Consider the following 11,774-nt stretch of genomic DNA (forward strand, 5'->3'; position numbering starts at 1 on the left):
GGAGAATAAAGTATGAGTGAAACCACTGAGCAGGTCCGCAAAACGCTGGCACGGCGCTATCGGGCGGAAAAACGCTTCAAGGTCTATGGTATCTGTGCCATCAGTATTGGTCTGTTGGCGCTGCTGTTGCTGTTCACCGACATCATTGGCAAGGGCTATCGGGCATTTTACGAATATTCCGTCTCTCTGCAGATTACCTTTGATCCGGAAATCCTGGAAATAGACGATCCGCGCGACCCGGAACAATTGCAGTACGGCAACTACGAAGGCATTGTCCGCGAGGCCCTGCTGGCACGCTTTCCCGGTGTGGAAGGGCGTGAAGACAAGCGCGCACTGTATGCCCTGGTCAGCACCGCTGCGGGGTATCTACTGCGGAACATGCTGGAAGACTCACCGGAGTTACTCGGCCAGACCCGCACGTTGTGGTTACAGCTCGATGATGATGCAGATATGTTTCTGAAGAGCAGTGAGGCAAAGCGTAAAACGGCCCGTCTCAGCGAACAACAGCGAGCCTGGATGGTTGAACTGGAGCAAACTCAGGAGATTCGAGCGGGTTTTAATCACTCGCTGTTTACCCGGGGCGATTCCCGTGAACCGGAACAGGCCGGTATTCTGGGTGCGATACTGGGCTCTCTATTCACCATGCTGGTGACATTGGCGCTGAGTTTCCCCATCGGGGTGGCCGCGGCTGTTTATCTGGAGGAGTTTGCGCCGAAAAATCGCTTCACCGACTTTATCGAAGTGAATATCAACAATCTGGCCGCTGTGCCCTCCATCATCTTCGGTTTACTGGGGCTGGCAGTATTCATCGGCCTGTTCGGCATGCCGCGCTCGATTCCCCTGGTGGGTGGGTTGGTACTGACGTTGATGACGTTGCCCACCATCATTATTTCCAGTCGTGCAGCAATCAAGGCGGTTCCCCCCAGCATTCGCCAGGCGGCCATGGGGCTGGGCGCCTCAAAAATGCAGGTGGTACTGCAATTTGTCTTGCCGCTGGCGCTACCGGGCATGCTGACCGGTGGCATCATTGGAATGGCCCAGGCCCTGGGCGAAACAGCCCCGTTGCTGATGATTGGCATGGTGGCATTTATCGTTGAGCTGCCCGCTGGGGCACTGGATGCCGCCACGGTCTTGCCGGTTCAGGTATTTCTCTGGGCCAGCAGCCCCGAACAATCGTTTGTCACCATGACATCGGCAGCCATCATGGTACTTATGACATTTCTCATCACCATGAATACCCTGGCGGTGGTCATGCGCAAACGCCTGGAACGTCGCTGGTAACTGACAGGAAGAAACAATGGATATTGCAGAAAAAATAAATGTGTTTCAGGATGCTGTGCAGGTGGACCGAAGAGTTGATGCACAAGAGCAGATTATGGCAGAAGAAAATTTGTTTATTCCGGAAAAGACCGTTGGCGCACCCTTTGTGGATGACCCAAAGATGCGCATGCGCGATGTTGATGTGTTTTATGATACGGATCAGGCGATCCACGGCATCAGTCTTGATATCGGTAAAAACGAGGTGGTGGCACTGATCGGCCCCAGTGGTTGTGGTAAATCCACCTTCCTGCGCTGCATGAACCGGATGAATGATACGATTGATATCTGCTGTGTTCAGGGCAGCCTGTATCTGGAAGATCAGGATATTTACGACCCGAAGCTGGATGTGGTGGAACTGCGCGCCCGGGTCGGAATGGTGTTCCAGAAGCCCAATCCCTTTCCCAAGTCGATTTATGACAACGTCGCCTACGGCCCGCGCATCCACGGCCTGGCCAATCGCAAAACCGATCTGGACGAGATTGTCGAAAACAGCTTGCGCAAGGCGGGGTTGTGGGACGAGGTGAAAGATCGTCTGGACTCTCCCGGTACCGGCCTTTCCGGTGGGCAGCAACAACGGCTATGTATTGCCAGGACCATTGCCGTCAGCCCGGAAGTGGTATTGATGGACGAGCCTTGCTCGGCCCTGGACCCGATTGCCACCGCCAGGATTGAAGAGCTGATCAGGGAGTTGAGTGAGTCCTATACCATCGCCATCGTGACCCACTCGATGCAGCAGGCCGCAAGGGTTTCCCAGCGCACCGCCTATTTCCACCTCGGCTGGCTGATCGAAATGAACGACACCGACACCGTCTTCACCAAGCCGCAACACGAGCTGACGGAAGCCTATATCACAGGACGCTTTGGCTAAGGAGCTGAGGATGGACAACTTGAATCTCGACCAACATATTTCCAGACAATTTAATGAAGACCTGGAAGAAATCAGGAGCAGCATGCTGGAAATGGGTGGCCTGGTGGAAAAACAGGTAGCCGATGCAATTCGTGCTCTGGAAGATGCTGACAGCACGTTGGCAGATAAAGTCATCGAGGTGGAATCCAGAATCGATGCCATGGAAATGGACATTGATGATACCTGCACCACCCTGATTGCCCGGCGTCAGCCAGCGGCCAGTGATCTTCGGATGGTGCTCGCCGTGTCCAAGACACTTAGGGATCTGGAGCGGATCGGTGACGAAGCCAACAAAATTGCCAAAATGGCGATTTTGCTCTCCGAGCATGGCAGCGCTCCCCGGGGCTATACCGAGGTGCGTCATATCGGCAATTGTGTGAGAAAAATGCTCAATGATGCCCTGGACGCCTTCTCACGTTTTGATGCCGAGTCGGCAATCGCCACGATGAAAGACGACCGTCAGGTGGATATGGACTACAAGTCTGCCCTGCGTGAAATGATCACTTACATGATGGAAGACCCCCGCAGTATTTCGCGTTCCATGAATATTCTCTGGACACTGCGCTCCCTGGAGCGCATTGGCGACCACGCCAAGAATATCTGCGAGCATATCGTCTATCTGGTGCAGGGTCGGGATATCCGGCATCGCGACCCCGGTTGAATCACCGTAGCGACACGGCCAGACTCACTTTAAAAACCGGATTAAAAATCCGGTTTTTTTGTATCCCCACTGACCGTACACTTGTTGCCTGAAAGAGTCCGGTGGAGTATTCACAGTGAAACAACTGTTTGAGAACAATGTTGCCTGGGCCGCGGCCCAGAAAAAGAACGATCCCTCCTTTTTTGAGCGGCTTTTAAAACAGCAAACGCCGGAGTATTTGTGGATCGGCTGTTCCGATAGCCGGGTGCCGGCCAATGAAATTGTCGGCCTGATGCCCGGCGAATTATTTGTCCACCGAAATGTGGCCAATATGGTGGTGCACAGTGACCTCAACTGCCTCTCAGTGATGCAGTATGCCGTCGAATATCTCAAGGTCAAGCACGTGATAGTGACTGGTCACTATGGCTGTGGTGGTGTCAAAGCCGCCGTCTTGAAGCAAAATCTGGGATTGATCGACCATTGGCTGTTGAATGTTCAGGATGTGCAGTACATCCATCAGACTTACCTGACCGATAATGCCGATGAAGACCGGGTCATCGATCAGGTCTGTGAATTGAACGTCATTGAGCAGGTGGTCAATGTCTGTAAAACCAACATCATCAGGGATGCCTGGATCCGCGGTCAGTCGCTGACGGTGCATGGCTGGATTTACGGTATTGCCGATGGCCTGTTGCGCGATCTGAACATGAATATCAGTTGTCGTGAAGAAATGCGCAACGTCTATCACGCAGCTGTCGAAGGCATCAAACAACGCTATGCCGAACCCACCTGATCCCGAATACAAGAGCCCGAAACTATGAGCAATTTGGACGCCCCGGTTGTGCTATCCATGGAAGGAGCGGTAGCTCACATCCTTCTCAATAACCCAGCCAAACACAATTCACTGACTGCCGCTGGCATTGATCTGTTTATCGATTGCCTGAATCAGGTGGACGCCAACCGGGATATCCGGGTCCTGGTGATCACCGGTCAGGGGGAGAAAACCTTTTGCGCTGGCGCATCGCTCGAAGAGGTGACTTCGGGCGACCTGACCGGTGATAAACTTGAAACCCTCACTGATCGACTCACGGCCATGCCCATGCCGGTGATCTGTGCACTCAATGGCAGTGTCTACGGAGGTGGCTCGGAAATTGCCCTGTGCTGCGATTTCCGGATAGGTGTTTACGGTATGCGGCTCAAGGTGCCTGCCGCCGAAATCGGTCTCTGCTATCCGCCCAACGGCATTCGCCGCTATGTGAAGCGACTGGGTGTCACCACGGCCAAACGGATTCTGGTGGCAGCGGAAGTGCTGGATGCAGAAATGCTGTTGCGGGCCGGTTACCTGACCCATCTGGTGCTTCAGGATGAGCTTGAGGTGGAAACTTCGAAACTGGTGGGCACATTGACACCACTCTCACCGACCGCAGTAAGCGTCATGAAGCAGCTCTGCGATCAGGCGGCAGATGGCAATGTTGACCCTGCCGATACCCTCGCGTTGACCCTGCGCTGCCACCGCTCCGGAGATCTGCAGGAAGGGCTGCGGGCGCGCTGGGAAAATCGCCAACCGAATTTTACCCACCGCTAATTATCCGGCAGCGAAAACAACGCCGTATTGCCGCCGCGAGCAGTGGTATTTTCCGTGCGGGTTTTCTCGGTCGCAAAGGCCATCAGGTAGTGGGGGCCTCCGGCTTTCGGGCCGGTGCCGGATAGTCCGCAGCCGCCAAAGGGATTGCTGCCCACCACAGCGCCCACCATGTTGCGGTTGATATAGGTATTGCCTACCCGGGTATGGCTGAACACATAATCGGCAAACCGTTTCAGGCGGCTTTGAATCCCCAGTGTCAGACCAAAGCCACTGTCGTTGATTTGCGCCAGTACCCGGTCAATGTCTGCGGCGCGATAGCGAATCACATGCAGGATTGGTCCAAACACTTCTTCCGGCAGTTGCGCCAGTGAGTCGATCTCAACCAGATGCGGCGCCACAAAATATCCTCGCGAGGGTATCTGTTCCGTTTTCAGACTCCCCAGTAATGTGCCTTCCCGGCTTATCCGCTCGATATGGGCCATCAGCGTATCCCTGGCGCGCCCGTCAATCACCGGGCCTATATCGGTAGCCAGGCTGGCGGGATTGCCAACTTTCAGGGTTTGCAGTGCGCCGGTAAGCGTCGTCAGCAGGTCATCGGCAATATCGTTCTGAATGAACAGCACTCGCAGTGCCGAGCAACGTTGCCCGGCACTGAGGAAAGACGAATAAATCACATCGTCCACCACCTGTTCCGGCAGGGCGGTGGAATCCACCAGCATGACATTCTGGCCACCGGTCTCCGCGATCAGTGGCACGATGGCACCGGGGCGACGGGCCAGCTGGCGCTGGATGGTTTTGGCCGTAGCGGTGGAGCCGGTAAAGGCAACGCCGGCGATTCGTGGATCCGGCAGCAACCGTTCGCCCAGTTTTGCGCCCTCGCCAGGCAGGAGGTGCAACACATCGACTGGAACACCGGCCCGATGGAACAGTTCTGTGGCTTTGGCGGCCACCAGCGGTGTCTGCAGGGCGGGTTTGGCGATCACCGCATTGCCTGCCACCAATGCCGCTGCGGTCTGTCCGGTAAAAATCGCCAGCGGGAAATTCCACGGACTGATGCAGAGAAACACGCCCCGGCCTTCGAGACAGAGCTGGTTGCTCTCTCCGGTGGGGCCGGGCAGATCGATACCCCCGGAAAACCGGTAGCGGGCCTGCAGGGCGTAATAGTGGCAGAAGTCGATTGCTTCCCGGACCTCGGCCAGCGCATCGGCAATTGTGCGCCCCGCCTCCTGCACAATCAGCTTCAACAGCGCCAGCTGATGTTCTGCCAGCAGCTCGGCCATGCGTTCCAGTATGTCAGTGCGTGCGGTACCGCCGCGCTGGTTCCATTCCCACTGTGCTGTGGCCGCCTGCTGCAGGGCTTTGGCCACATCCTCATCGTTGGCCATCGTGCAGTGGCCCACCACCGTTATGCCATCGGCGGGGGACAGGACCGGCTGCGGGTCCCGCTGTATCCATTCCCCGCCCACCACGGGTCCAGCCTGGACAGGGACGGGTGTCTCGTTGAGTGCGGCAACCAGTGGTTCACTGATCAGTGGATTGTTCAGGTCCAAACCGGCCGCCCCGGCACGCTCTTCACCGGCGGCGCGGTAGATATCCACCGGTAATGGAATCAGTCGGTGGCGATGGGGCGTCACCGAGCGAATCTGGGGTAGCAGGGGGCTCACCAGAGAATCCACCGACATCTGCTCATCCAGCAGGTGGTTTAAAAAGGAGCTGTTGGCGCCGTTTTCCAGTAAACGCCTCACCAGATAGGGCAACAGATCGCGGTGTTCGCCCACCGGCGCGTAAACCCTTACCGGTGGCAGATCAGCCGGCTGCCGTTGCGATTGCCCATGTTGCCATTGCCCGTAGAGTACCTCGCCCATGCCGTGCAGGCGCTGGAATTCATAGGGGGCATCGCCGGCCAGCTGCTGAATGGTGGTGATGGTCTGGGCGTTGTGGGTAGCAAATTGCGGATAAACGGCTCCCGGCGCCGCGAGCAGCTGTTGCGCACAGTGCAGGTAACAGAGGTCCGTATGTGCCTTGCGGGTAAACACCGGGTAGTCCGCCAGTCCCTGTTGCTGGGCGAGTTTGATCTCTGTATCCCAATAGGCGCCTTTCACCAGCCTGACCATGAATTGGTGACGGGTTTCGCCGGCCAGCCTGATCAACCAGGGAACCACAGCCGGGGCACGTTTCTGGTAGGCCTGTAGCACAAAGCCCAGACCATTCCAGTCAGCCAGCGCAGGGTCGTGGGCCAGCGCTTCAAAAATATCGAGGGACAGCTCCAGTCTGGCGGCCTCCTCGGCATCAATGCTCAGGCCGATACGGTGCCCTCGGGCAGCCATGGCCAGCTCACGGATGCGCGGCAGCAGTTCGCGCATCACCAGATCCCGCTGACTGAATTGATAGCGGGGGTGCAGGGCGGACAGCTTGACCGAAATGCCATCCGAGGTACGGGGTGAGGTGGGGGCTGTAGTCGCGTTCCGGCTGGCATTGCCGATGGTTTCAATGGCGGCCGCATAGGCCTCGAAATAACGCCGGGTGTCCGCTTCCGTGCGGGCCCCTTCACCCAGCATATCAAAGGAAAACCGGGTATTCGGTGGTGCCTCGTCATGGCCCCTGGCGATGGCTTCGGGCAGGGTCTGGCCCAGCACATAGTGGCTGCCCATCATCTGCATGGCCCGCAACATGGCCCGTCTTACCACCGGTTCGCTCAGTCGGCTCACCAATGGTTTCATCCAGCGGCTGGTATCTGCGGTGATCTCTTCAGTCAGCGGGAATTCACCCAGGGGCAGCATCGCACCCCTGAGCATCAGGCCCCAGACCGAGGCATTGACGAACAGGGAATCCGAGTGCCCACGGTGATTGGCCCAGTTGCCGTCGCGAATTTTTTCTGCGATCAGTTTATCGGCGGTGGCCTCATCCGGCACCCGCAGCAGTGCCTCCGCCAGACACATCAGGGCAACGCCTTCGCGATTGGACAGGCCGAATTCCTGTAAAAAGGCATCCAGCAGGTATTTGCCCTCGGTTGTCTCTCGGCAACTCTCTACCAATTGGCGGGCCTGAATAAGTGATTGCTGTTGCGGTGTCTCGCTGAGCGGGAAGGCCGCCAGCAGTCGTTCGACACAACCGTGCTCGTCGGCAATGGTGGTTTGTTGAATCCGGGTTCTGAGATCGGTCAATGTCATGGCTATCCGGAGAGAAAGATGGGCGCTGAGTTAAGTATGGACGCTGATCTGGCAAGTTTCGAATAGCTATGCTGCCCTTGTTACAGTGGCAGAAAAAACCTCAGCAAGTGATAGGTGTTCATACCGGCAATGCTGCCGTATTCTGCGGCGATTTCAACACAAAGGAAGATTGCACTCCGGATACCCCCTCGATACGGGTAATTTTATTCAGCAAAAACCGCTGGTAGCCGTCCATATCCTCCACCACCACCTTGAGCAAGTAGTCCGCCGCCTGTCCGGTGATCAAGTGGCACTCCAGCACCTCCGGGAAGTTGGCAACCGCCGATTCGAACCCTTCGAAGCGCTCGGGAATATGTTTGTCCATACTGATCTGGATAAAGGCCATCAGGTTTAATCCCAGCCGCCGGGCATTCAGCCGGGCGGTGTAGCCATCGATAACCCCTTCCTCTTCCAGACACCGCACCCGGCGTAGGCAGGGGGATGGCGAGAGGTTCACATTTTCCGCCAGATCCTGGTTGGAGATGCGCCCTTCCTGTTGCAGCTTTCTGAGAATTGCCCGGTCGTAGGCGTCCAGTTTCATATAATTGCTCAATTAATATTTATATAAACATATTATTGCTTAAATAATAAAAATTACTATACAAGTAGCAATAAAATGCCGCCTTTAACGCATTAAACTGTCAACCATCCTGAGAAAAGCAGTGGGCCAGAAGCTCCCGGTACCCCCAGAGTCCCGCTACCCGCCCCTCTGCTTTGGTTACCGGCTTTTTTCAGGGTTTATTCAATAACTCTGGAGAACCGTATGATCAGCAATCCCGCCAGCAAATACCGGGCTTTCGTGCCGGTGCAATTGCACGACCGCCGCTGGCCCGGCCGCACCCTCGAAAAACCGCCCATTTGGATGAGCACCGACCTGCGGGACGGCAACCAGTCCCTGATCGACCCCATGTCGGTGGACACCAAGCTGCGCTTTTTCGAGATGCTGGTGGAGATTGGTTTCAAGGAGATCGAAGTGGCGTTCCCAGCCGCCTCCGACACCGACTTCAATTTCGTGCGCCGCCTGATTGAGGAAGATCGTATCCCCCAAGATGTCACCATTGAGGTATTGACCCAGGCGCGAGAGGATTTGATCGCCCGCACTGTGGCATCTGTGGTGGGTGCCCGGCGCGCCATCGTGCACCTGTACAACCCCACGGCGCCACAATTCCGCCGCATCGTCTACAACACCGATGTGGCGGGGGTGAAAGCCATCGCCGAGCAGGGTACCCGCTGGGTCAAGCACTACACTAGCCAGCACCCGGAGACCGAGTGGGTGTACCAGTACTCGCCGGAGGTGTTTTCCGGCACCGAACTGGCGGTGGCCAAAGAGGTCTGCGACGCGGTCAGCGCCATCTGGCAGCCGACCCCCGAGCACAAAATGATTTTCAATCTGCCGGCCACGGTGGAAATGTCCACCCCCAACGTCTATGCCGATCAGGTGGAATGGATGGACCGCAATCTGGCGCGCCGGGACAGCATTCTTATCAGCGTCCACCCCCACAACGACCGGGGCACCGCCGTGGCGGCGGCAGAACTGGCGCTGATGGCCGGTGCCGACCGGGTGGAGGGCTGCCTGTTCGGTAACGGTGAGCGCACCGGCAATGTGGATATTGTCACTCTGGCGTTGAATCTCTATTCCCAGGGCGTTCACCCCGGGCTGGATTTTTCCCGTATCGAGGCCATTCGCCGCACCGTCGAGGAATGCAACCAGTTGCCCGTGCACCCCCGCCACCCCTATGCAGGTGAGCTGGTGTTCACCGCCTTTTCCGGTTCCCACCAGGATGCCATCAAGAAAGGCTTTGCCCAGCAGGTGGAGGGCGAGGTCTGGGAGGTGCCCTACCTGCCCATCGACCCGGCGGACCTGAACCGGGGTTACGAAGCGGTGGTACGGGTCAACAGCCAGTCCGGCAAGGGTGGCGTCAGCTTCCTGTTGCAACAGCAGTACGGGCTGGAATTGCCGCGTCGCCTGCAAATCGAGTTCAGCCGTGTGGTGAAGGCCTTCACCGACCGGCAGGGCCGCGAGGCCAGCAGTGCCGATATTTTCGCCCTGTTTGAACAGGAGTACTTGCAGGATAACGGCGCTTACAGTTTCGAAGATGCGGATGTCACCACCCACAGCCACGGTGACAAAGGTGCCACCGAAGTGCAGATCCGGTTTGTGGCGCATGGCAAAGCCATAACAGTAAACGGCATTGGCAACGGCACCATTGACGCGGCGGTAAAAGCCCTGGACGGGAATATTGGCATCATCGACTACCACGAGCACGCCCTGGGCACTGGTTCAGAAGTGGAGGCAGTGTGTTATATCGAAATGCAGATCGATGATGGCCCGGCGATATTCGGCGTAGGGGTGCACCGGAATATTGTCAGTGCGGCGATTGTGGCGATTTTTAATGGGCTTAACCGTCAGCGGGTAGCACAGGAATTAGAACCGGTGGCAGCAGTCAGCGCCTAACTCCCTTAATAGGCCATAGGACTGTCGGGGTTTCTCCAACCCCGGCGGCCAGTATTTGGCAGGGTTGCCTCAGTCGACGATGCTGTTTCCCCGTTGCCATCCTCCTATCAAGGAAGATAGATGCCTTTCACGTCACAATTTTTTCTCCCAACCCTTCAACTGCCGCTGGTTTTCGGTGACTTGGATGCTGCGGTGAATAAAGAAAATAGAGCTGGTCTTACCCCAGAATTCAACTGGAAATCAATGACTCCAAGCCCATTGAATTGAGAGAAGATCGATAAGTGAGTTTTTACACTGACCCTAATATTATATCAGCCTATAACCGCTGATTGGCTGACTCAGAGTTTTGAACACCCTCGAGTGTGCGAAACGAACGGTTCCTGTGATTGCTAGAACTGATGAGCTATTAAATACAGACTAGTCGACCATATCTTGAAACTCATTAATATCAGCTATGTGAAGATGTGCTACTGAGTCCAAGATATCAAACATAATGACAAGTATATCGTTCTCTCTAACATTTTTTTGTGCCACGAACGTATTCATCCCGTAGATAGTTCCACGTGAATTTATTCCAATAGTCCCGAAAGAGTCGCCATTTTCATCAACAGCACGAAATTTTTTATCCGTCAGGTAACTTTTAAACATTGATGGAGAACCGACCACCAAAGAATTAAATTGTGGACATCGTACTACAAGCCTAATCAAACCTTGGTGCCAGTCGCTGAAGAGTAAGCTTTTTCTCTTGGTCTTACTTGCTACAATATCGCGGTGGGCTAAAAGTGTGCCAGTTTCTAAATTTTTTCCAATGAGCTTATAAGTATCTATTCCGATATGTTTTAAAAGTGGGGAATATGTGATCGAAACCTGTAACGAAGACTCATTCAAACCCCGTTCAATGCCAGCTTTTAATAATTCTGACCTTGTAACAATGCCGGAGTCAGATGCAAGTATTGCTTCAACAAGAGCACGATCTACCTCCCCCAATTCTATTTTGTAGTCTAGAGATTCATCATACTTAATCATATCTCCTTGTACCGAGAAATCTGGCGCCAACTCAAAGAAATTTAGAATTATATCTTCCGGTGGAACCTCAATTTTTTTATCTTCATTGTCGGTATAGTTAGAGCTAGAGTTTCTAAAAATGGCATGCCTATCATTGTATGTCGTCAAAGAAATCCGGACTTGGCCACGCCTGATTTAAGAGAGAGTTAGCTCATCGGGGTTGCTTGTCTATCGTAGTGCGTTTTCCGTCTCATCGCTAAGGTGTTGCGTTTGATCAGGGCCCGTTGCTCCAGTATTTCTTCTCCTCGTTTGTAGTACATATCTGCAGGTGTCAGGTTGTTCAGCGACTCATGGTAACGCTCGTGATTGTAGTACTGCACGAAGCCGTGTAGCTGCTCTTCCAGTTCTGTCGGAAAGTAATAATTGTTCAAAAGTATCTGGTTCTTCATCGAACGATGCCAGCGTTCAATCTTGCCCTGCGTTTGCGGGTGATAGGGCCGCCCTCGTGTGTGCGTCATGCCCTGGCCCTTCAGGTAATCGGCCAGATCAGATGACAGATAGCATGGGCCATTGTCACTGAGCAGGCGGAGTCGGTACGCGACCTCTACTTGTTCAATGTCAGCGAAGGCTAGAGCGTCATCTAACGTATCAGC

10 protein-coding genes are annotated in these 11,774 nt (G+C 55.1%); 6 read left to right on the plus strand and 4 right to left on the minus strand.

What is annotated here, in order from left to right:
• Window positions 1-12 precede the first annotated feature (12 nt).
• The 5 genes from pstA to ACTF5G_RS01790 all read left to right on the plus strand — a co-directional run bounded on the left by pstA (window position 13) and on the right by ACTF5G_RS01790 (window position 4,452).
• Entirely contained in the window at window positions 13-1,281 is a 1,269-nt protein-coding gene (gene pstA, locus ACTF5G_RS01770) for a phosphate ABC transporter permease PstA (RefSeq protein WP_438951096.1), read from the plus strand.
• Between the two features lie 94 nt (window positions 1,282-1,375).
• Window positions 1,376-2,188 carry a phosphate ABC transporter ATP-binding protein PstB gene (pstB, locus tag ACTF5G_RS01775; RefSeq protein WP_438951113.1) on the plus strand — a complete coding sequence of 271 codons (813 nt, stop codon included), beginning with the start codon at window positions 1,376-1,378 and terminating at the stop codon, window positions 2,186-2,188.
• Between the two features lie 10 nt (window positions 2,189-2,198).
• The gene (phoU, locus tag ACTF5G_RS01780; protein ID WP_438951097.1) at window positions 2,199-2,888 is read left to right on the plus strand and encodes a phosphate signaling complex protein PhoU; all 690 of its coding nucleotides are present in this window, start codon (window positions 2,199-2,201) and stop codon (window positions 2,886-2,888) included.
• A 115-nt stretch (window positions 2,889-3,003) separates the two neighbouring features.
• The gene (gene can, locus ACTF5G_RS01785; protein ID WP_438951098.1) at window positions 3,004-3,660 is read left to right on the plus strand and encodes a carbonate dehydratase; all 657 of its coding nucleotides are present in this window, start codon (window positions 3,004-3,006) and stop codon (window positions 3,658-3,660) included.
• Window positions 3,661-3,684: 24 nt separating this feature from the next.
• Complete coding sequence (locus ACTF5G_RS01790) at window positions 3,685-4,452, plus strand: enoyl-CoA hydratase/isomerase family protein (protein WP_438951099.1); 768 nt, start codon at window positions 3,685-3,687, stop codon at window positions 4,450-4,452.
• On the opposite strand, the gene putA is transcribed toward ACTF5G_RS01790, so the two are convergent.
• A complete protein-coding gene (gene putA / locus ACTF5G_RS01795; RefSeq protein WP_438951100.1) occupies window positions 4,449-7,622 on the minus strand; it encodes a bifunctional proline dehydrogenase/L-glutamate gamma-semialdehyde dehydrogenase PutA in 3,174 nt (1,057 codons plus the stop codon). The genes ACTF5G_RS01790 and putA overlap by 4 nt on opposite strands.
• A 118-nt stretch (window positions 7,623-7,740) precedes the next feature.
• A complete protein-coding gene (locus tag ACTF5G_RS01800; RefSeq protein ID WP_438951101.1) occupies window positions 7,741-8,202 on the minus strand; it encodes an Lrp/AsnC family transcriptional regulator in 462 nt (153 codons plus the stop codon).
• Window positions 8,203-8,424: 222 nt separating this feature from the next.
• Here ACTF5G_RS01800 and leuA point away from each other — a divergent pair, with 222 nt between their 5' ends.
• The gene (leuA, locus tag ACTF5G_RS01805; protein ID WP_438951102.1) at window positions 8,425-10,116 is read left to right on the plus strand and encodes a 2-isopropylmalate synthase; all 1,692 of its coding nucleotides are present in this window, start codon (window positions 8,425-8,427) and stop codon (window positions 10,114-10,116) included.
• A gap of 417 nt (window positions 10,117-10,533) precedes the next feature.
• Here the strand turns inward: leuA and ACTF5G_RS01810 are convergent, their stop codons facing one another.
• Entirely contained in the window at window positions 10,534-11,289 is a 756-nt protein-coding gene (locus ACTF5G_RS01810; protein ID WP_438951103.1) for a hypothetical protein, read from the minus strand.
• A gap of 38 nt (window positions 11,290-11,327) precedes the next feature.
• On the minus strand, window positions 11,328-11,774 hold a 447-nt coding region (locus ACTF5G_RS01815), incomplete at its 5' end, for an integrase core domain-containing protein (protein WP_438951104.1).

This window comes from Porticoccus sp., from assembly GCF_965660005.1.
In the GTDB taxonomy this organism is placed as follows: domain Bacteria; phylum Pseudomonadota; class Gammaproteobacteria; order Pseudomonadales; family Porticoccaceae; genus Porticoccus.

What these genes read in the sequence shown, in the direction of transcription:
- pstA (WP_438951096.1), top strand. Translation starts at nt 13, where the DNA reads ATGAGTGAAACCACTGAGCAGGTCCGCAAAACGCTGGCACGGCGCTAT.
- pstB (WP_438951113.1), top strand. Translation starts at nt 1,376, where the DNA reads ATGGCAGAAGAAAATTTGTTTATTCCGGAAAAGACCGTTGGCGCACCC.
- phoU (WP_438951097.1), top strand. Translation starts at nt 2,199, where the DNA reads ATGGACAACTTGAATCTCGACCAACATATTTCCAGACAATTTAATGAA.
- ACTF5G_RS01790 (WP_438951099.1), top strand. Translation starts at nt 3,685, where the DNA reads ATGAGCAATTTGGACGCCCCGGTTGTGCTATCCATGGAAGGAGCGGTA.
- putA (WP_438951100.1), bottom strand. Translation starts at nt 7,622, where the DNA reads ATGACATTGACCGATCTCAGAACCCGGATTCAACAAACCACCATTGCC.
- ACTF5G_RS01800 (WP_438951101.1), bottom strand. Translation starts at nt 8,202, where the DNA reads ATGAAACTGGACGCCTACGACCGGGCAATTCTCAGAAAGCTGCAACAG.
- leuA (WP_438951102.1), top strand. Translation starts at nt 8,425, where the DNA reads ATGATCAGCAATCCCGCCAGCAAATACCGGGCTTTCGTGCCGGTGCAA.